The organism is Endobacterium cereale (genome assembly GCF_009617585.1).
Lineage (GTDB): Bacteria > Pseudomonadota > Alphaproteobacteria > Rhizobiales > Rhizobiaceae > Neorhizobium > Neorhizobium cereale.
This window is the reverse complement of record NZ_WIXI01000046.1, coordinates 29,518-48,835: the sequence shown is the minus strand read 5'-3', so window position 1 is coordinate 48,835 and position 19,318 is coordinate 29,518. Positions and strand designations below refer to the sequence as shown.

At 59.4% G+C, this 19,318-nt stretch carries 18 protein-coding genes; 14 read left to right on the top strand and 4 right to left on the bottom strand.

Features of this window, described 5'->3' with window-relative positions; translation table 11 throughout:
• Positions 1-11: 11 nt before the first annotated feature.
• The 7 genes from rhaS to GAO09_RS17280 all read left to right on the top strand — a co-directional run bounded on the left by rhaS (position 12) and on the right by GAO09_RS17280 (position 7,531).
• Positions 12-1,007 (top strand): rhamnose ABC transporter substrate-binding protein, encoded by a 996-nt coding sequence (gene rhaS / locus GAO09_RS17310; protein ID WP_112729141.1) that lies wholly within the window; start codon positions 12-14, stop codon positions 1,005-1,007.
• A gap of 73 nt (positions 1,008-1,080) precedes the next feature.
• A complete protein-coding gene (locus GAO09_RS17305) occupies positions 1,081-2,634 on the top strand; it encodes a sugar ABC transporter ATP-binding protein (RefSeq protein ID WP_153355756.1) in 1,554 nt (517 codons plus the stop codon).
• Positions 2,635-2,644: 10 nt separating this feature from the next.
• The gene (locus GAO09_RS17300; RefSeq protein WP_153355274.1) at positions 2,645-3,634 is read left to right on the top strand and encodes an ABC transporter permease; all 990 of its coding nucleotides are present in this window, start codon (positions 2,645-2,647) and stop codon (positions 3,632-3,634) included.
• Positions 3,631-4,641: an ABC transporter permease gene (locus GAO09_RS17295; RefSeq protein ID WP_153355273.1), complete on the top strand. Its 1,011-nt coding sequence runs from the start codon at positions 3,631-3,633 to the stop codon at positions 4,639-4,641. Before GAO09_RS17300 ends, GAO09_RS17295 begins: the two co-directional genes overlap by 4 nt.
• Positions 4,638-4,958, top strand: a complete 321-nt coding sequence (gene rhaM / locus GAO09_RS17290) for an L-rhamnose mutarotase (RefSeq protein WP_153355272.1) — start codon at positions 4,638-4,640, stop codon at positions 4,956-4,958. The genes GAO09_RS17295 and rhaM overlap by 4 nt, the downstream gene beginning before the upstream one ends.
• Complete coding sequence (locus GAO09_RS17285) at positions 4,955-6,358, top strand: FGGY-family carbohydrate kinase (RefSeq protein ID WP_153355271.1); 1,404 nt, start codon at positions 4,955-4,957, stop codon at positions 6,356-6,358. The genes rhaM and GAO09_RS17285 overlap by 4 nt, the downstream gene beginning before the upstream one ends.
• A gap of 297 nt (positions 6,359-6,655) precedes the next feature.
• Positions 6,656-7,531, top strand: a complete 876-nt coding sequence (locus GAO09_RS17280) for a hypothetical protein (RefSeq protein ID WP_153355270.1) — start codon at positions 6,656-6,658, stop codon at positions 7,529-7,531.
• A gap of 91 nt (positions 7,532-7,622) precedes the next feature.
• On the opposite strand, the gene GAO09_RS17275 is transcribed toward GAO09_RS17280, so the two are convergent.
• From GAO09_RS17275 to secA, 3 genes are all read right to left on the bottom strand, one after another.
• On the bottom strand, positions 7,623-8,894 hold the full coding sequence (locus tag GAO09_RS17275; RefSeq protein WP_410769191.1) for a GNAT family N-acetyltransferase: 1,272 nt from the start codon (positions 8,892-8,894) through the stop codon (positions 7,623-7,625).
• Positions 8,888-10,306 (bottom strand): lipopolysaccharide biosynthesis protein, encoded by a 1,419-nt coding sequence (locus GAO09_RS17270; protein WP_410769193.1) that lies wholly within the window; start codon positions 10,304-10,306, stop codon positions 8,888-8,890. Before GAO09_RS17270 ends, GAO09_RS17275 begins: the two co-directional genes overlap by 7 nt.
• A 176-nt stretch (positions 10,307-10,482) precedes the next feature.
• Positions 10,483-13,194 carry a preprotein translocase subunit SecA gene (gene secA / locus GAO09_RS17265; protein ID WP_153355268.1) on the bottom strand — a complete coding sequence of 904 codons (2,712 nt, stop codon included), beginning with the start codon at positions 13,192-13,194 and terminating at the stop codon, positions 10,483-10,485.
• A gap of 248 nt (positions 13,195-13,442) precedes the next feature.
• Between secA and GAO09_RS17260 the strand changes: the two genes are divergently transcribed.
• The 6 genes from GAO09_RS17260 (at position 13,443) to GAO09_RS17235 (ending at position 17,468) form a co-directional block, all read left to right on the top strand.
• A complete protein-coding gene (locus tag GAO09_RS17260; protein WP_153355752.1) occupies positions 13,443-14,312 on the top strand; it encodes a peptidylprolyl isomerase in 870 nt (289 codons plus the stop codon).
• A 72-nt stretch (positions 14,313-14,384) separates the two neighbouring features.
• Positions 14,385-15,626: a bifunctional glutamate N-acetyltransferase/amino-acid acetyltransferase ArgJ gene (gene argJ, locus GAO09_RS17255; protein ID WP_153355267.1), complete on the top strand. Its 1,242-nt coding sequence runs from the start codon at positions 14,385-14,387 to the stop codon at positions 15,624-15,626.
• The gene (locus GAO09_RS17250; protein WP_153355266.1) at positions 15,607-16,413 is read left to right on the top strand and encodes a GNAT family N-acetyltransferase; all 807 of its coding nucleotides are present in this window, start codon (positions 15,607-15,609) and stop codon (positions 16,411-16,413) included. Before argJ ends, GAO09_RS17250 begins: the two co-directional genes overlap by 20 nt.
• Positions 16,410-16,823, top strand: a complete 414-nt coding sequence (mutT, locus tag GAO09_RS17245; RefSeq protein ID WP_324185510.1) for an 8-oxo-dGTP diphosphatase MutT — start codon at positions 16,410-16,412, stop codon at positions 16,821-16,823. Before GAO09_RS17250 ends, mutT begins: the two co-directional genes overlap by 4 nt.
• Before the next feature lie 120 nt (positions 16,824-16,943).
• Positions 16,944-17,276, top strand: coding sequence for a hypothetical protein (locus GAO09_RS17240; protein ID WP_153355264.1), 333 nt, complete (start codon positions 16,944-16,946; stop codon positions 17,274-17,276).
• Between the two features lie 9 nt (positions 17,277-17,285).
• Positions 17,286-17,468, top strand: coding sequence for a Flp family type IVb pilin (locus GAO09_RS17235; RefSeq protein ID WP_153355263.1), 183 nt, complete (start codon positions 17,286-17,288; stop codon positions 17,466-17,468).
• On the opposite strand, the gene GAO09_RS17230 is transcribed toward GAO09_RS17235, so the two are convergent.
• Positions 17,465-18,340 (bottom strand): methyltransferase domain-containing protein, encoded by an 876-nt coding sequence (locus GAO09_RS17230; protein ID WP_153355262.1) that lies wholly within the window; start codon positions 18,338-18,340, stop codon positions 17,465-17,467. The two genes, GAO09_RS17235 and GAO09_RS17230, sit on opposite strands and share 4 nt — an antisense overlap.
• A gap of 151 nt (positions 18,341-18,491) precedes the next feature.
• Between GAO09_RS17230 and GAO09_RS17225 the strand changes: the two genes are divergently transcribed.
• Positions 18,492-19,304 carry a ComF family protein gene (locus GAO09_RS17225; protein WP_153355261.1) on the top strand — a complete coding sequence of 271 codons (813 nt, stop codon included), beginning with the start codon at positions 18,492-18,494 and terminating at the stop codon, positions 19,302-19,304.
• Positions 19,305-19,318: the final 14 nt, after the last annotated feature.

Below are 19,318 nucleotides of genomic sequence, written 5' to 3'. Positions count from 1 at the left end.
GGAGAATTGACATGAAACTTGCTAAAAAATTGGCGATTGGCGCGGCATTGGCCGTGGTGATGATGTCGTCTGCGGCTTCCGCTGCCGACATGAAGATCGCGCTCGTCGTAAAATCGCTCGGCAACGGCTTCTTCGAAGCCGCCAACAAGGGTGCGCAGGAGGCCGCCAAGGAGCTCGGCGGTGTCGAGATCATCTATACCGGCCCGACCTCGACCACGGCGGAAGGCCAGATAGAGGTGATCAATTCGCTGATCGCTCAAGGTGTCGATGCCATCGCCATTTCGGCGAACGACCCAGATGCCGTCGTGCCGGCTCTGAAGAAGGCGGCGCAGCGCGGTATCAAGGTGATTTCGTGGGATAGTGGTGTGGCACCGGAAGGCCGTATCCTGCAGCTCAACCCGTCGTCCAACGAGTTGATCGGCAAGATGTGCCTGCAGCTGGCAGCCAGCCACCTCGAAGGCGGCAAGGGTGATTTCGCCATTCTTTCGGCCACCACCACCTCGACCAACCAGAACATCTGGATCGGCGAGATGAAAAAGCAGCTGAAGGATTTTGCCGGCCTCAACCTCGCCACCACGGTTTATGGCGATGACCTTGCCGACAAGTCCTATCGCGAAGCGCAGGGTCTGTTGACCTCGCAGCCGAACGTCAAGGTTATCGTTGCGCCGACGACTGTCGGTGTTCTGGCCGCATCGCAGGCGGTGAAGGATGCCGGCAAGATCGGTCAGGTTTATGTCACCGGTCTCGGTCTTCCGTCGGAAATGGCGGGCGCCATCAAGTCGGGCGCTACCAAGGAATTCGCCATCTGGAACCCGATCGACCTTGGCTATTCCGCAACACAGATCGCCTATCACCTCGTGAAGGGTGATGCCGATGGCAAGCCGGGTTCGGAAATCGAGGCCGGCCGCATGGGCAAGATCAAGATCGACGACAAGGGCGAGGCCGCCATGGCCGATCCGTTCATCTACGACGCCAAGAATATCGACGAGTTCTCGAAGATTTTCTGATCCCTCCTGGGACTTAAAGGTCCGGCGTCCTTGATGACGCCGGACCGATCATGATTTTCAAATGGCAGATGTGATGATGACCGCAGTCGGAAAGACGAGCACGGAGACTTTTCCTGTTGGCGACACAGCGCCCGTCAGGCGAATGCCTGTCCTGGAAATGCGCAGCATTTCCCAGATCTTTCCGGGCGTAAAGGCACTGGATGGCGTCAGCATTGCGCTGCATGCCGGCGAAGTGACGGCGCTAATCGGTGAAAACGGTGCCGGTAAATCAACGCTGGTGAAGATTCTCACCGGTATCTATCGCCCCAGTGAAGGCGAGATTGTTATTGATGGACAACCGGTCTCCTTCACGAGCGCGCAGGATGCGATCGATGCTGGTGTCACTGCCATCCATCAGGAAACAGTGCTGTTCGATGAACTGACCGTCGCCGAAAACATCTTTCTCGGCCATGCGCCGCGCAGCCGGTTCGGTCTGATCGACTGGAAAACCATGAACGCCCGCGCCGGCGAGCTTTTGCATGCGCTGGAAAGCGAGATTGATCCGACCATTCGGCTGAAAGATCTGTCGATTGCGCAGCGGCATCTCGTGGCGATTGCCCGAGCTTTGTCGGTCGAGGCGCGTATCGTCATCATGGACGAACCGACGGCGGCGCTGTCGCGCAAGGAAATCGATGATCTCTTTCGCATCGTCGAGGGGCTGAAGAAGCAGGGCAAGGCGATCCTGTTCATCAGCCACAAGTTCGATGAGGTTTATGAAATCGCCGAAAATTTCGTGGTGTTCCGTGATGGCCGCGCTGTCGGTAACGGAAAGCTGGCGGAAACGCCGCAGGATACCATCGTGCGGATGATGGTGGGCCGTGATGTCGCCAACATCTTTCCCAAGGTCGAGGTGTCGATCGGCGCGACGGTGCTGTCGGTTGAGAATTATTGCCACCCGACCGAATATCGCGACATTTCCTTCGAGTTGAAGCGCGGTGAAATTCTTGGCGTTTATGGCCTGATCGGCGCCGGCCGGTCGGAACTTTGCCAGTCGCTTTTCGGTGTGTCGCAACCGTCATCCGGCCGGCTCCGTGTTGAAGGCCAGGATCTGAAGATCCGCTCGTCCCGTGATGCGATTGCGGCCGGTATCGTTTATGTGCCGGAAGAGCGCGGCCGGCATGGTCTGGCGCTGCCCATGCCGATCTTTCAGAACATGTCTTTGCCGTCGCTTGCCCGCACATCTCGTTCGGGTTTCCTGAAGGCCGCCAATGAACTGGCGCTGGCGCGCAAATATGCCGAGCGTCTGGATCTTCGCGCTGCCGCGCTGTCGGTGCCGGTCGGCACGCTGTCGGGCGGTAACCAGCAGAAGGTGGTGATCGGCAAGTGGCTCGCCACTCAGCCGAAGGTGATCATTCTCGATGAACCGACAAAGGGCATCGATATCGGCTCGAAGGCGGCAGTGCACGGGTTCATCAGCGAACTCGCCTCGGAAGGCCTGTCGATCATCATGGTTTCGTCCGAACTGCCGGAAATTCTCGGCATGTCCGATCGGGTTCTGGTCATGCGCGAGGGCCTGATGGCCGGCATGTTTGATCGGTCTGAACTGAGCGCCGAGACTTTGGTGCGTGCCGCAACCGGCAATGCGTGAGGAAGCGCTGATGAAAAAACTTCTGAAACACCGCGAACTGCTTCTGGTCGGCATCATTGCCATCATGGTGGCCGGTTTTGCCACCCGCGCGCCGGGCTTTGCCACGCCCGGCAATCTCGCCAACATCTTCAACGATACCTCGATCCTGATCATTCTGGCGCTTGGCCAGATGACGGTGATCCTGACGAAATCGATCGATCTGTCGGTCGCGGCCAACCTTGCCTTTACCGGCATGGCTGTGGCGATGCTGGATGCCGCCTATCCCGGCCTTCCGCTAGCGCTGCTGGTGGTTCTGGCGATCGGCATCGGTGCGGTGCTCGGCGCTATCAACGGTTATCTCGTCTGGGCGCTACAGATCCCGCCGATCGTCGTGACACTCGGCACACTCACGATCTATCGCGGCATGGCCTTTGTTCTGTCCGGCGGCGCCTGGGTGAATTCGCACCAGATGACGCCCGGTTTTCTCAATTTTCCGCGTGTTTCGGTGCTCGGCATGCCGCTCCTCTCGTGGATCGCCATCGTTATCGTATTGCTGATGTGGGGGCTTTTGACCCGTACCGCCTTTGGTCGTGCGGCCTATGCCTCCGGCGGCAATCCGACGGCTGCCGTTTATGCCGGCATCGATATCGGCAAGACGCGGTTTTTTGCCTTCGTGTTGTCGGGCGCGCTGTCGGGGCTTGCCGGTTATCTCTGGGTGTCGCGATATGCCGTTGCCTATGTCGATGTCGCGGCCGGTTTCGAGCTGGATACGGTGGCGGCCAGCGTCATCGGCGGCATTTCCATTGCCGGCGGTATCGGTTCGGTGGGCGGTGCCGTACTTGGCGCACTGTTCCTCGGCGTCATCAAGAATGCCCTTCCTGTCATCGGTATCTCGCCGTTTGCGCAAATGGCCATTTCGGGCATCGTCATCGTGCTGGCCGTCGTCTTCAATGCCCGTGCCGAACGCCGGGCCGGGCGCATCATCCTGCGTGATCGCGGCGCCAAGGAGGTTTCCGCATGAGCGAGATAGCCGAAACCAGAACCCGGCAGGCCATTCCCGATCGTCTCGGCACACCGGTCAGCCGCTTGCTCGGCAGTTGGGAAGTGCTGTTGTTCGGTGTGGCGGTGGTAATTTTTGTCGCCAACTCGTTTGCCTCGCCATACTTCCTTAATGCCTGGAACCTCTCGGACGCCACGTTCAACTTCACCGAAAAGGCGATGATCGCCTTTGCCATGGCGATGTTGGTCATTGCCGGTGAAATCGACCTGTCGGTCGCCGCCATCATCGCGCTGGCCTCCACCGCCATGGGGGCGGCGGCGCAGATGGGTATCGGCACGCCCGGTCTGGTGGCGATCGGTATCGGTGTCGGGCTTGCCTGCGGTGCCATCAACGGCACGCTCGTCTCGGTACTGAAACTGCCGTCCATCGTCGTCACCATCGGCACGATGAGCCTGTTTCGCGGCATTTCCTATATCGTGCTGGGTGATCAGGCCTATGGCAAATATCCGGCCGATTTTGCCTTCTTCGGGCAGGGGTATGTCTTCTGGGTGTTTTCGTTCGAATTCGTGCTCTTCGCCGTGCTCGCCGTCATCTTCGGCATCGTTCTGCACGCCACCAATTTCGGCCGCCAGATCTTTGTCATCGGCAACAATGAGTTTGCCGCGCGCTTTTCCGGCATCCCGGTGGAGCGCATCAAGTTCAAGCTCTTTCTGCTGACCGGATTGATGTCCGGCATCGCTGCCGTTTGTCTTACATCACGGCTGGGATCGACCAGACCGTCTATTGCTCAAGGCTGGGAGCTGGAGGTTGTCACCATGGTCGTTCTCGGCGGTGTTTCCATTCTTGGCGGCGCAGGCACTATTGCCGGTGTCGTGATCGCCGCCTTCGTCATGGGCCTCGTGACGTTTGGCCTCGGCCTTTTGAACGTGCCCGGCATCGTCATGTCGATCTTTGTCGGCCTTCTTTTGATCATCACCATCGCGCTGCCCATCGTGGCCCGGCGCATCAGGCATATGAGAACCAAATGATTTTGGAAAAACACGCATTCAAGATGAAGCTTCATCCGGGCATGGAGGACGAATATCGCAAGCGTCATGACGAGATCTGGCCCGAACTAAGCGCGCTTCTGCGCGAGGCGGGCGTGCGTGATTATTCCATCCATCTCGACCGTGAAACCAACATTCTCTTTGGCGTGCTTTCCCGCCCGGTCGATCATTCCATGGCAAGCCTGCCCGACCATCCGGTGATGAAACGCTGGTGGGCGCATATGGCCGATATCATGGAAAGCAATCCCGACAATTCGCCGGTGGAGAGCGATCTTGTGACAGTCTTCCATCTGCCATGAGCGACTTAGGACAGAGTGATTTTCGGCGCATCGCCGTTCTTGATATCGGCAAGACCAATGCCAAGGTCGTGGTGGTGGATGCCATCTCCGGTGGCGAGGTTGCGGCTGTGAAAATGGCGAATGCCGTGCTGCAGGGACCGCCATATCCTCATTACGACATTGATCGTATCTGGTCATTCGCCCTTGATGCGCTGGCGCGCTTTGCGGTTGAGCCGGGTTACGATGCGATCTCGATCACCACGCATGGCGCATGTGCGGCCCTTCTGGATGCCGATGGCGAACTGGCAATGCCGGTGCTGGATTATGAGCACAGTTACCCGCAGCACATTCGTGATGCCTATGCGGACCTGCGCCCGTCCTTTACCGAAACGGCTTCGCCTCAGCTGTCGGCCGGGCTCAATCTGGGTGCGCAGCTGCATTACCTGAAAGAGAGCTTTCCGGCTGAGTTTTCGCGTGTCGCCACCATTCTGACCTATCCGCAATACTGGGCTTGCCGCCTGACCGGAACTGCCACCAACGAGGTGACCTCCCTTGGTTGCCACACGGATCTCTGGCAGCCAGGCAGGGGAGAGTATTCGCGCCTTGTCGACACGCTCGGCATCCGCCCGTTGATGGCGCCGGTTCAATCCGCCTTCGACAGGTTAGGGCATGTACTGCCTTCCGTTGCGGAGCGAATTGGGCTGGCTCAGCCGGTTCCTGTTTTTTGCGGCATTCACGATTCCAATGCGTCGTTGCTGCCGCATCTGCTTGCTCGCCGGAGTCCATTTTCCGTTGTTTCCACCGGAACCTGGGTCGTCAGCTTTGCTGTCGGCGGCAATCTTGCCGGTCTCGATGCTTCGCGCGACACACTCGCCAATGTCGATGCGCTAGGTCGTGCCGTTCCGTCTTCGCGATTCATGGGCGGGCGTGAATATGAGATGTTGACGTTGGGCTGGAAAAGGCCTGCGGATGACGAAATCCCGGCCAGTATCGAGGAAATACTTTTACAGGGGCGGATGTTGTTGCCCACGGTGGTTCACGGCTCGGGACCATTTCCGGGTCGCGTGCATGCTGCGGTGGGGGCTGAGGCGCGGGACGCGGCAGAAGCGCATGCTCTGGCTTCGATCTATGTCGCCCTGATGACCGATGTCTGCCTTTCTCTCGTTGGCGCGGCAGGTGAAACGATCGTGGAAGGGCCGCTCGCCGACAACATGCCCTATCTCCAATTGCTTGCCGCATTGACCGGACGGGATGTCCTTGCCGTGTCCGGCTCCACGGGAACCAGCGCAGGTGCGGCGCTGCTTACTGGTGTAGGCCTGCCTCCCCCAGTATTTCGCCGTATCGAGCCATGGCCGATGGCGGCGGTCTCGTACTATCAAAAGCAGTGGTTACAGAATATCGCTGCAACAGTGCCGGCATGAGCCATCCGTTTCTGACAGCCATTGGCTGATCCTCTCGCCGCAGTTAAATACCGTTATCCAGTTGTTGCTTGGGGTCGGCCGCAATAACTGTTGATGTGTCATCAAAGATCGAAAGCGGTGCATGGATACCATTTACATGGATGTTTTGTGCTGAAACGATACATTCCTGCTGGGTGCGTCGCACAAATTAATTCTTGCTTCGGTTGTTTTATGCAATGCTAATGTACTAACAACTAAAATGGTGCTCTATTATCCTCACAACCTCGCAGACGCTGAGGGTAATGAGAGGAGAATGACATGCGCAAGTCGAGTAAAGTTCTGGTTCTTTCTGTATGCCTTGCACTGCCGGTTGCTTCTGGCGTTTTTGCACAGTCTCTCGGTGGTCTCGGCGGTGGCGGTGGTAATCGTGGCGGTGGGATCGGGCTTGGCGGTCTCGGCGGCGTGGGTGTCGGCAGCAGCAATGGCGGCCTCGGTATCGGCGCATCGGTTGGCGGCATCAATGCAGGTGTCGGCGTCGGCGGCGGTGGCCTTGGTGTCGGCGCATCGGTTGGCGGCTCCAATGGCGTGAATGCCGGCGTTGGTGTCGGGACCAGCAATGGCGTCAGCGCAGGTGTCGGCGCATCTGTCGGCGGTAACGGCGGCTTGAACACGGGCGTCGGTGCCAGTGTCGGCAACGGTGTGAATGCCGGAGTGGGTCTGAATGCCGGCGGTACAGGTGGTCTGAGTGCCGGCGTCGGCGCAGCGCTTGGTCGCGACGGTATCGATGCCAGCACAACGGCATCTATCGGCGGCAGCAATGGTATAAATGCCGGTGTCGGAGCGTCGATCGGCGGTGGACGCGGCATCAATGCCAATGTGAACGCTTCGGTTGGCGGGACCAATGCGAATGTTGGCGTCGGTATTGGCGGTACAAACCCAGGCGGCACAAACCCGGGTGGCACCACACCCGGCGGCACTACGCCCGGTGGCGTTACACCTGGCGGAACCCGACCCGGCATGAGCGCGACACCGGGAACAAGAACACCGTCGGCGGCGCTGCAGGCCTATAATCGTATGTCATCGACCGAGAAAAAGAAACTGCTGATCACTTGCCGGGGTGTTCTGCGCGGCGGTGGCTACGACGCATCGCTCGTCTCGCTCTGCAAGCTCCTGAACGCGACAGCCAAGCGCTGAGCCTTGTCCTCCCGGAAAAGCCCATGTTTCGACCATGGGCTTTTTCCGTTTTGGAGATCGATCCAGAATTTCGAAAACCACCTTGAATGCCTCAGCCGTGGCGGCCGGCCATGGCCATGATCTTCTGTCGCAGCATGCGGGCAACGTTTCGGGTATTGCGATAGAAATGCAGCTGGCTGGCGGCTTGGCGCATGTCGCGGTCGACGTTCGAGCGTAGGCCGATCAGAACCGTGCCCATCTCCTCGCGCTCTTCCCAGAAACGGCTCATGATCGGGTGATCCGGCACGGCGCAGCTGTCGGTGCGCATGATGTTGGCGTCGTCGAGATGCCAGTCGGTCAGCTTCATCATCAAAAGCTTGCCCGGCGAGAAGCGAGCATAACTTTCGTCATAGGCCGTCTTCCAGGTATATGCCTCGCCGGCCATCACGAAGACGACGAGGCTTGCGATTGCACGCCCCTCGAAATCGATCGTGTGGATACGCACCGCATCGGCTTCCGACAGGTTGCTGATCGCTTCGCGCGCAAAGGCGGCGCGGTAACGGTCGTTGATGAGGGCTGTGCGTTTTCGACCCTTCCAGCCCTTGGCCTCCAGTGACAAAAACTCTTCGGTGCGTTTGCGGATTTCGGCCGGCTGACGGGCGACGTTGTAGGAGAGGGCGCCTTCCTTGCCCAGCAGACGCCACTGCCGCCGCATCTCGCGCAGATGGCCTGATGTCATGGCGTTCTTGAGATAGGCATCGCCGTCGAGCAGGCTTTCCAGCATGGGGCGCTGGTACTGGCCGGTAATGCTGACCGGCAGTTCGCGGCTGATGGCGACGGCGCGCAGCAATTGTGCAAAACGGCCGTTGAGGCGCAGGTCCGGCAGGACCAGGATCGAAGGCAGTTTTGCCTGACGCGATCCGAGCGCCTCAAGCAGGTTGTCGATCGTTTCGGCGGCATCCTCCGCATCCACGAGCGGCGTGCCGAGCGGGCCAAAGGGGTTTGCCCAGACGCGGATGATTGGCGGCCCCATGGAGAAGCCCGGTTTTTCCACGGAATAGGGCATCAGCAGGCGCATGCGGCTGCGGCCGTCGCGGTCGTCGCGGATCAGGGCCAGACGGACGTCGCGATCCTCCACGCGCGGCATGGCAGGTGCGAGCAGCCGACCGGAAAAGAAGATGTTGGGTTCCATCACGCGGTTGGAGAGAAAATCCAGTTCTTCCTGCAGATCATAACCCAGAGCCGCCGGATAGATCGACATGTGGCGCCCGGACCGGCCGACATCCACGGTGACTTCCGCATCCGGTCGCTCGATACGGGCGAGTTCGCGTGCATCCGGAGCCTGCTGATAAACATCGTTGCTGATCGGTGGCAGGGTCATGATCTGGCTTTCGCGATTTTATGGGCTGGGCGCGGATCGGCAAAGGCAAACAGTACGATGCCGAGGACGCGGCGCACGGCTATATGCAGAAGCACGGCTTCCACCACCATAGCGCCTGCTGTTGCCGATGCTGCGCCCGCCAGCCCGAAATGCGGGATGAGGGTCAGGTTGAGGCCGATATTGGCGGCCAGCGTCACGCCATAAAGCGCGACGCAAAGCTTCTGTTTCCCCGCCATGGTGAGCAGGATCTCACCGGGCCCAACCGAAGCCTTTGACAAGATGCCGGCAAACAGGATCACCATCAGGATGTAGCCTGATGTGAAGGCAGAGCCGAAGAGAGAAAGAAGGAATTCTCCCAGCGCCAGCACACAAAGGCCGACGCCGAGTGCCGGCCAGAAGGCCCAGCGTGCAGCCTGTCCGGCAAAGGCGGCGAGTGCGTCATCGTCTTTTGCCGCCATGATGGCTGAAAAGCGTGGTGCGGCGGCCGCCTTCACGGAAAAATAGACGAACTGAACAAGCGCAATGGTCTTGGCGGCGGCGTAATAAACACCGACCTGATCCGGCGGCATGTAAAGGCCGACCACCACGACGTCGGAATTGGTGAGCAGGAAACCGATGCCATCGACGAGGAAGATCGGCAGCGAGAACTTCATCCATGGCAGGATGCTAAAGCGCAATGCGCCGCGACCGTAATTCTTGCGCAGCCGCCAGGTGATGCGGATGAACTGGAACAGGGTGGTCACATAGGTGGCGGCCAGCGCTGCCGTCATCGCGGTCACCGCCGTGCGCGGTTCACCGATCCAGACGGCCAACAGCATGAAGGTGAGGATGAGAACCGGGCGGATGATATAGGTCGGAGAAAGGGCGGTGACCGTCCAGCCATGGGCGCGCGCCGTACCGTCCAGCACATCGCCAAGCGCGATCATTGGCAGCGTGAACAGGGCCATGAACAGCGGCACCATCCAGTATTCGGCAATCTTTTCGCCGGCGAAATGCAAAAGGACGAAGCCGATGGCGGCAAGGATGCTGGCCGAAACCATGGCGAAGACTCGCACGGTCCATGTCAGGCCCCGGACCAGGCCGTGGTCATTCTCTGAATGATGGATCGGCAGGAAGCGGATGACGGCGGTATGCATGCCGAGGCATGAAAGATTGCCGAACACCACGACCAGAACCCAGACGAAGGCAAAGATGCCGTATTCGAATTCGCCCATCAGGCGGGCCTGAATGATCTGGGAGAGGAAGGCGATGCCGGCGCTGACCACGCGGATCACGAAGGCGATCAGGGCCATGCGTTGCGAGCGCGCAGTATCTGTCTGCGCAGTCAGCACGGATTGCAGCCGGAGCAGGACCGGTGTGGCCCGCCGACGCAAGACATGCGGGAGCTGACGCTCCGCAAACTGGATGACCGTCACCAGGGACACGCAATACTCGCAATGACGCAGATATACAGTCGCACAGGGTGTCAGAACAGCGTTAAGAAATTGTTTCCATTAGGAAAGACTGATGAATGTTCGAGTGGAATTCCACAGATCATCACCAACGAAAAATGCCGCCCGGAGGCGGCATTTTAATTGCTGTTTCAGATTGCTCAGGCGTTTTCGAAGGCGCCGTGGCAATGCTTGTATTTCTTGCCCGAACCGCAGGGGCAGTTTTCGTTACGGCCGACCTTGCCCCAGGTAGACGGATCTTCCGGGCGGCGGTCCTGCGGGGCGGCGACAAAGTCCTGACCGTCGCGGTTGGACACTTCGTCCCAGCCGGTCGAGGCGTCGATATGGTGTTCGCCAAACACTTCCGGCGGCTGAGGCGGTTCCGGGTTCTGGACCAGTTCAACGCGCATCATCTGTGCAGTCACGGCTTCGCGCAGGTTGGCGAGCAGTGCCTGGAACAGTTCGAAGGCCTCGGCCTTGTATTCCTGCAGCGGGTCACGCTGCGCATAACCACGGAAACCGACGACGGAGCGCAGGTGATCGAGGTTGACGATGTGCTCGCGCCACAAATGGTCGAGCGTCTGCAGCGTGACCGAACGCTGGACGTAGGTCATGATCTCGGCGCCAAAACGCTCGGTGCGTTCGGCATTGGCCTTTTCGGCCGCTTCGGTGATGCGTTCACGCAGGTCTTCTTCACCGATGCCCTCTTCCTGTGCCCATTCGACGATCGGCAGTTCGAGGTTGAGCAGGCGGGCCACTTCGGCCTGAAGACCGGCGGCATCCCACTGTTCGGCGTAAGCGCGCTCAGGGATATGCTTGCCGACGAGAGCATCGATGACGTCCTGTCGCATGTCGTCGACGATCTCGGTCAGGTCCTCGGCGTCCATGACTTCGAGGCGCTGTTCGAAGATGACCTTGCGCTGGTCGTTGGTAACGTCGTCGTATTTCAGAAGGTTTTTACGGATGTCGAAGTTGCGGGCTTCGACCTTCTTCTGGGCGCGTTCCAGAGCCTTGTTGATCCACGGATGGACGATTGCTTCGCCTTCCTTGAGGCCCAGCTTCTGCAGCATGCCGTCCATACGGTCGGAGCCGAAAATGCGCATCAGGTCGTCCTGAAGGGACAGGTAGAACTTTGAGCGGCCCGGGTCACCCTGACGGCCTGAGCGGCCACGCAGCTGGTTGTCGATACGGCGGCTTTCGTGGCGTTCCGATGCGATGACATAAAGACCGCCGGCTTCGAGAGCCTTGGCCTTCAGTTCCTTGATCTCGGCACGGATGGAAACTTCCAGCGCCTTGCGTTCGGCTTCGTCCTCGATGCCTTCAAGCTCGCGCTCGAGACGCATGTCGACATTGCCGCCGAGCTGGATGTCGGTACCGCGACCGGCCATGTTGGTGGCGATCGTGACGGCACCCGGAACACCGGCCTGTGAAACGATATAGGCTTCCTGCTCGTGGTAACGGGCGTTCAGGACCTGGAAGTTTTCAAAGCCGTCATTGCGCAGCATGGTGGCCAGCAATTCGGACTTTTCGATCGAGGTCGTGCCAACGAGAACCGGCTGGTTGCGCTTGTGCGCTTCCTGGATCTCCTTGATGATCGCCGTGAACTTTTCCTCGCCGGTGCGATAGACTTCGTCGTCTTCATCGATACGCTGGATCGGCAGGTTGGTCGGAACTTCGACAACTTCGAGGCTGTAGATGTTGCCGAATTCTTCCGCTTCCGTCGATGCCGTACCGGTCATGCCGGCCAGTTTGGAATACATGCGGAAATAGTTCTGGAAGGTGATCGAGGAGAGCGTCTGGTTCTCCGGCTGGATCTGCACCTTTTCCTTGGCTTCGAGCGCCTGATGCTGGCCTTCGGAGAAGCGGCGGCCCGGCATCATGCGGCCGGTGAATTCGTCGATGATGACGATTTCGCCGTTGCGGACGATGTAGTCCTTGTCGCGGTTGAAAAGCTTGTGGGCCTTCAGCGCGTTGTTGATGTGGTGAACGATGGCGACGTTTTCGACGTCGTAAAGCGATTCGCCCTTCAACAGGCCTGCCTGGCGCAGCAGGTTCTCCAGCTTTTCGGTGCCGTCTTCGGAGAAGTTGGCCGAACGCTGCTTTTCGTCGATCTCGTAATCTTCCGCCGACAGCATCGGGATGAAGGCATCGATCGTATTGTACAGATCGGAGCGGTCGTCCAGCGGGCCGGAGATGATCAGCGGCGTGCGGGCTTCGTCAACCAGGATCGAGTCGACTTCGTCGACGATCGCATAATTGTGGCCGCGCTGAACCATCTGGCCGCGCTCGTATTTCATGTTGTCGCGCAGATAATCGAAGCCCAGTTCGTTATTGGTCGCGTAGGTGATGTCGCAGGCATAGGCCTCGCGGCGCTGCTCGTCGTCCAAACCATGGATGATGACACCGGTGGACAGGCCGAGGAAGCTGTAGAGACGCGCCATGGTGGCGGCGTCACGGCTCGCGAGGTAGTCGTTGACGGTAACGACGTGCACACCCTTGCCGGACAGCGCGTTGAGGTACACGGGCAGCGTACCGACGAGGGTTTTACCTTCACCGGTCTTCATTTCGGCGATGTCGCCATCATGAAGAATCATGCCGCCGGTCAGCTGCACATCGAACGGCCGCATGCCGAGAACACGCAGCGAGGCTTCGCGAAGCACCGCAAAGGCCGGCGCGAGGATGTCGTCCAGCGTCTTGCCGTCGGCCAGCATCTGGCGGAATTCGACGGTCTTGGCAGACAACTGCTCGTCGGTCAGAGCCTTGGTCTTTTCCTCGAGGGCGGCGATGGCCTGAATGCGGGAGCTGTAGGAGCGGACGCGGCGATCATTAGCCGAGCCGAACAGTTTGCGGGCGATGCCGCCGAAGCTGACCATTCAAATGGTCCTTTCTCAATCATGTCCCATGGTTGCGGACCGTTTGATTGCAAGGTCTTCAAACCAAACAAAATGCTCCGCTGCGCCTGAAACTCTTCTGGACGCGAAGTTGCGTGACAGATAAGAGGGGGGCCGAATGTTGTCAACGGTTCCGGCCGATACAGAATGGCCACAATCCGGTGTTTTTGAAGGATTCCGGCCGGAATCAAGACATGCAGATACCGGTGCCTAACCTGAAAGGTTTCTATATGTTGCGCCATAAGCTTCTTGCAGCGACTGCCCTGATTGCTGCGATCTCCTTCTCTTCCGCATCGTTTGCGCAGGAAGATTCCGTCGTCGCCAAGGTTGACGGTGTCGAGATCCACAAGTCCGATCTGGACATGGCTGCCTCCAGCCTAGGCCCACAATACCAGCAGCTTCCCGACGACCAGAAGCAGGCGGCCGCTCTCTCGCAGGTCATCGACGTCAAGCTGCTGGCCAAGAACGCCGCGGCTCTGGGCCTCGACAAGACCGACGACTTCAAGAAGCGTCTGGCCTTCCTGCAGGAACGCGAGCTGCACAACGCATACCTGCGCAAGGAAGTCTTTGACGCAGTCAAGGACGAAGAGGTGAAGGCCCGCTACGAAAAGGAAATCGCTTCGCTTCCCAAGGAAGAAGAAGTGCATGCCCGTCACATCCTCGTAAAGACCGAGGAAGAGGCCAAGGACATCATCAAGCAGCTCGACGAAGGCAAGGATTTTATCGAACTGGCGAAGGCCAAGTCGGAAGATTCGAGCAAGTCTGACGGTGGTGACCTCGGTTACTTCACCAAGGGCCGCATGGTTCCGGAATTCGAAGAAGCCGCCTTCACGCTGGAAAAGGGCACCTACACCAAGACCCCGGTAAAGTCGCAGTTCGGCTTCCATGTCATCAAGGTCGAAGACAAGCGCGAAGCCGCTCCGCCGGCATTCGAGCAGGTCGAGCCGCAGGTTCGCCAGCTGGTGATGCAGGAAAAGTATTCGGCACTTCTGGAAAAGGCCAAGGCAGAGCAGAAGGTGGAAGTCACCGACGAAGCACTGAAAAAGGCTTACGAAGACGCCACCAAGGAACAGCAGGAACAGCCGCAGCCGCAGCAGTAATCTGCTTTTTTAAAAAGGCCCGCTTACGCGGGCCTTTCTTTGTCCGGTATTTCAAGATCCAGGGTTTTGACCATGTCCGCCACCATCTCTCCGCTCGCCCCGAAATCCTATCCGGACATGCCTTCATTGCGCGGTGTCCGCATGGCAACTGCTGCCGCCGGCATAAAGTACAAGAGCCGTACAGATGTGCTGATGATGGTGTTCGATGAGCCGGCTGCCGTGGCAGGCGTCTTTACCAAATCAAAGTGCCCGTCGGCCCCGGTGGATTTCTGCCGCTCCAACCTTTCGCATGGTGTTGCCCGCACGGTAGTGGTCAATTCCGGTAATGCCAATGCCTTTACCGGTGTGAAGGGTAGGGCTGCGACCGAACTCACTGCCAAGTCCGCTTCCGAGGCTGTCGGCTGCGGCGAAAACGAGGTTTATCTGGCCTCGACCGGCGTGATCGGCGAGCCGCTCGACGCCACCAAATTTGCGGGCGTTCTGGGCGATATGCACAAGACCGCGACCGGCGATTTCTGGTTGGAAGCTGCCAAGGCGATCATGACGACCGACACCTATCCGAAGGTCGCGACCCGTACCGCCGAAATCGGTGGTGTGACGGTAACGATCAACGGCATCGCCAAGGGTGCCGGCATGATCGCCCCTGACATGGCAACCATGTTGTCCTTCGTCGTGACCGACGCGGATATTTCGGCGCCGGTTCTGCAGAACCTGCTGTCGGCCGGCGTCGAGCCGAGCTTCAATTCGATGACGGTCGATAGCGACACGTCCACCTCCGACACGTTGATGTTGTTTGCCACCGGGGCTGCCGCCAAGGATGGTCAGGCGCAGATCGTCGATGCCAAGGATCCGGCGCTTGCCTCCTTCCGTGATGCGCTGAATGCGCTCCTGAAGGATCTGGCGATCCAGGTTGCTCGCGATGGCGAAGGCGCCACCAAGATGCTGGAAATCACCGTGACCGGTGCCGAAACCGATGCGGCGGCGAAAACGATCGCGCTGTCGATCGCCAATTCGCCGCTGGTGAAGACTGCCGCCGCCGGCGAGGACGCCAACTGGGGTCGTATCGTCATGGCTGTCGGCAAGGCCGGTGAAGCCGCCGATCGCGACAAGCTGGCCATCTGGTTCGGTGACGTGCGCGTTGCCGTCAACGGCGAACGTGATGCCGGTTATTCGGAAGAAGCGGCGTCGAACGTGATGAAGGGGCAGGACATTCCGATCCGCGTCGATCTGGGTCTCGGATCGGGCAAGGCAACGGTCTGGACCTGCGACCTCACCAAGGAATATGTCGCCATCAATGGCGATTACCGGAGCTGATAGTTTGATGCTGGCGAATTCTCCCCATGGCGACCTGCCGATGGTGCGGCGTCTGGAAGCGGTCGGCTTCCGGGCGTGGCCGGCGGCCTCCGTGGTTTATGACGGCAGCTGGCAGGTGCGGCTCACCGGCGGTCATCCGTCGAAGCGCCTGAACTGTGTAGTGCCGCTCGATCCTTCAGATTACCACGATGCCGATATCCGGCTGGAAAAGGCGCGCAAGAAGTTTGCCCATTACGGTCGACAGCTCGTCATCCGAGAGACACCATTGTCGCCACGGCCGTTGATCGATCGTTTGGACGAAGCGGGCTGGGTCTGTATCGAGACCGTCTCGGTGATGACGGCGGATCTCGCCGCCATCGATTTTTCCGAAACGCTGGCGCATCTGCCGACCCACGATATCGGCCGCTTCATCGATGCCAGCCTTGCGGTGCACGGTGCCGACCCCGCCATCAAACCGGCGATGGCGGAGATCGTCAGTGCGATCAAGCCGACCACCGGTCTTTTCCTGATGGAGAACCCGGGCGAAGGTCCGGCTGCGGTAACGATTTGCGTGCAGGACAACGATCTTGCCGGCATTCAGGATCTGGCTGTTGCCGAAGAGCGTCGCGGGCAGGGGCTTGGTACCGAGATCCTGGCCGCGGCCCTGCGCTGGGCACGCATTAGCGGCGCGCGGGTGGCGTGGCTGCAGGTGGGTGAGACCAACAAGGCGGCGATCGCGCTTTACCAGCGTTTCGGTTTTCGCGAAGCCTATCAATATCACTACTGGCGCAAGGACGAGACGGCGTGAGCAACACCGAACGCAAAATCCTGCTGGTCGCCGCCTGTGCACTGATCGATACCGACGGGCGAATTCTTCTGGCGCAACGCCCGGAAGGCAAATCGCTGGCCGGTCTGTGGGAGTTCCCCGGCGGCAAGGTGGAGCCGGGCGAGACGCCGGAAGAGACGCTCGTGCGTGAACTGGAGGAAGAGCTTGGCATTGCCACCAAGGTAGCGTGCCTTGCACCGTTGACCTTTGCCAGCCACACATACGAGACGTTTCATCTTCTGATGCCGCTTTATGTCTGCCGTCGCTACGAGGGCATTCCTGTGGGCAAAGAAGGGCAGGCCATCAAGTGGGTTCGTCCGCAGGCGCTGCGTGATTACCCGATGCCGCCGGCCGATGAGCCGCTGATCCCTTTCCTGCAAGACCTTCTCTGACTGTCCACAGATCATTTGCGCTCGTCGCAGTTATGACAACGGCATTAACAGATCCTTTAACCGATCATGCGAAGTTTAGGCTTCGGCGGGCAAGTAACTGCGTGTGTGAGGCTTAAGGTGATGGACGACGAAATCTGGAAGACTGCGCGGACGCGACAGCGGCCGGCATTCCGGTCGAGCCGGACTGGCGCTCTCAATGTTGCACTTCTTTTCGGTACCGCTGCGATCGCTTTGTCGTTGATCGTGACGCCCATGCTTGCCAAACGCGGCGATCAGGACCGCATGGCGCATGTGCAGCAAGATTTCGATATGATCTCAACTGGTTCAATTAAGAGCGATACTGCTAACACAAAAGAAAAGAATAAGCATTATACCATTCGCCGAAGTGTCCTGCAGGAGACGCCGGGTTCGGTATGTGTTTTGCAGGGCTACAGTTCCGAAACCGGTTGCTGAGGCCTGCAAATGCGATTGATCCGCTCTTTCCTGTGTAACGAAAGTGGTGCGACAGCCATTGAGTACGGCCTTATTGCGGCATTGATCGGCACCGCCATCATCGGCGGTGTGGGTGCCTATGGCACGGAACTGGGCAACATGTTCAACGGCGTTTCGTCGAAGATCGACAACGCCGTTTCCAAAGCGCCTTAAGGCGCTTTTCCCTTCAGCGCATCTGCCAGCCTGACCGTGGCCGACCCCGGCTTCAGCGGTTTCGGCTGGTTTTCGTGTGGGGCCCATCCAGATACGTAAATCATCGCGAAGGTAGCGCGGATACGGCCGTCCGCATCGCTGTAGCGTTCGGCATAGATCTGCGCTGCGCGCATCAGGAATTGTCGGCTGAGAGGCTTGCGGCTGCGGCCGGAAAGCGGGTTCGTCATGCCCATGGCGCGCAGGTCCCGGATCAGATCGAACAGCGAATCGTACCGGACCGTGTAGGTTTCGGCATCGGCAACCGGCAAGGCAAAACCGGCGCGCTGGAGAAGTGCTCCGATATCACGCACGTCCGGGAACGGGATGACACGGGGGCTGGCGCCGCCTGTAATTTCCGCTTCCGTCGCCAGCAAAACATCGCGCAATTCGGCAAGCGTGCCGGTGCCGGGGATCGCGGCGAGGAAAAGACCATCGGGTTTCAATGCACGGCGAATGCGGATCAGCACACCAGGCGTGTCATTGGTGAGATGCAGGGCCAGCGGCGACAGCACGAGATTGGTCGATTGCGGTTCGAGCGGCACGTCTTCGAGTGGTGCGCTCACAAATCTATGCTCGCCTGCGCCCGAAAAGACGGCATCGGTTTCGATACGGGTGAGATTTGTGATCTTGCCGGTCTCAAGGCTTAAGCGCGCGGCCGTGCCGGTTCCGCCATGCAGTTCGACCGCTTCCTCAAAAACCCTCTCCACGACTTCCAGTCGCTCGGCCAGTTCGCGGCCTGCCAGATCAAGGAGGAAATCTGTACCCGGCAAGGGATGGCTGGCAGCGCGTTCACGGCGGGCGGCGACCAGATCAAGGTCGAAAAGGATATCCATAAAACACTCCGGATGCGGTATCGGCCCCATATGGTGCCCCTCGTGCCATCCCCCAAGAATTCCGGATCGCAAAGGCGCCGATGAGCGATTAATGTCAAGGCCGAATGGTTTTGCTGGTGGTGATGTTCGGCTTGTTATCGCGGGGGATGGCATGGGGAGCGAGATCGATGACATTACCGACCGGCCGGCTCGTCCGTCCGTTGGCAAGGCAATTTTCTCAGGTGCGTCCGGCCTGTTTCGGTGTGCCGTGGATTTTGTCTATCCGCCGGTCTGTGCCGGTTGCGGCGTGATGATCGGTCGCCACGGCGCACTGTGTCCTACCTGCTGGCAATCCGTCCATTTCATCGAACGTCCCTTCTGTGATGTTCTGGGTATTCCCTTTGCATTCGATCATGAGGCGGGCGAGGGTGGGCGGCTGGTTTCAGCCAAGGCCATTGCTGATCCGCCGCGTTACGACCGGTTGCGAGCGGTGGCGATCCACGACGGCGTTGCCCGCAGGCTGGTGCATGGGCTGAAATATCGCGACCGCACAGAACTGGCGATCATGATGGCAGCGTGGATGCAGCGGTCAGGGGCCGAGCATCTCGTGCAATGCGACGGTATCTTGCCTGTGCCTTTGCACTGGACGCGGTTTGCCCGTCGGAAATTCAACCAGTCGGCGGAGCTGACGCGGCATTTGGCAAAGCTTTCCGGCAAACCACTTCTGCCCTCGACGCTGAAGCGCGTGAAACGCACCAGCCGGCAGGTGGGGCTAACGGCCAAGGGGCGACAGGACAATGTCCGTGCTGCCTTTGCCATCGTGCCGGGCCACGAGTCGGATGTGTTTGGTAAACGGCTGGTGCTTGTCGATGATGTGCACACGACGGGGGCGACCGTATCGTCGGCCGCGGCCGCGCTCAAGCGGGCTGGTGCCGCAGAGGTGACCGTTTTGACCTTTGCACTGGCGATTTCCGGGCCTATATGACAAGACGAAATACG

What these genes read in the sequence shown, in the direction of transcription:
- rhaS (WP_112729141.1), top strand. Translation starts at nt 12, where the DNA reads ATGAAACTTGCTAAAAAATTGGCGATTGGCGCGGCATTGGCCGTGGTG.
- GAO09_RS17305 (WP_153355756.1), top strand. Translation starts at nt 1,081, where the DNA reads ATGATGACCGCAGTCGGAAAGACGAGCACGGAGACTTTTCCTGTTGGC.
- GAO09_RS17300 (WP_153355274.1), top strand. Translation starts at nt 2,645, where the DNA reads ATGAAAAAACTTCTGAAACACCGCGAACTGCTTCTGGTCGGCATCATT.
- GAO09_RS17295 (WP_153355273.1), top strand. Translation starts at nt 3,631, where the DNA reads ATGAGCGAGATAGCCGAAACCAGAACCCGGCAGGCCATTCCCGATCGT.
- rhaM (WP_153355272.1), top strand. Translation starts at nt 4,638, where the DNA reads ATGATTTTGGAAAAACACGCATTCAAGATGAAGCTTCATCCGGGCATG.
- GAO09_RS17285 (WP_153355271.1), top strand. Translation starts at nt 4,955, where the DNA reads ATGAGCGACTTAGGACAGAGTGATTTTCGGCGCATCGCCGTTCTTGAT.
- GAO09_RS17280 (WP_153355270.1), top strand. Translation starts at nt 6,656, where the DNA reads ATGCGCAAGTCGAGTAAAGTTCTGGTTCTTTCTGTATGCCTTGCACTG.
- secA (WP_153355268.1), bottom strand. Translation starts at nt 13,194, where the DNA reads ATGGTCAGCTTCGGCGGCATCGCCCGCAAACTGTTCGGCTCGGCTAAT.
- GAO09_RS17260 (WP_153355752.1), top strand. Translation starts at nt 13,443, where the DNA reads ATGTTGCGCCATAAGCTTCTTGCAGCGACTGCCCTGATTGCTGCGATC.
- argJ (WP_153355267.1), top strand. Translation starts at nt 14,385, where the DNA reads ATGTCCGCCACCATCTCTCCGCTCGCCCCGAAATCCTATCCGGACATG.
- GAO09_RS17250 (WP_153355266.1), top strand. Translation starts at nt 15,607, where the DNA reads ATGGCGATTACCGGAGCTGATAGTTTGATGCTGGCGAATTCTCCCCAT.
- GAO09_RS17240 (WP_153355264.1), top strand. Translation starts at nt 16,944, where the DNA reads ATGGACGACGAAATCTGGAAGACTGCGCGGACGCGACAGCGGCCGGCA.
- GAO09_RS17235 (WP_153355263.1), top strand. Translation starts at nt 17,286, where the DNA reads ATGCGATTGATCCGCTCTTTCCTGTGTAACGAAAGTGGTGCGACAGCC.
- GAO09_RS17230 (WP_153355262.1), bottom strand. Translation starts at nt 18,340, where the DNA reads ATGGATATCCTTTTCGACCTTGATCTGGTCGCCGCCCGCCGTGAACGC.
- GAO09_RS17225 (WP_153355261.1), top strand. Translation starts at nt 18,492, where the DNA reads ATGGGGAGCGAGATCGATGACATTACCGACCGGCCGGCTCGTCCGTCC.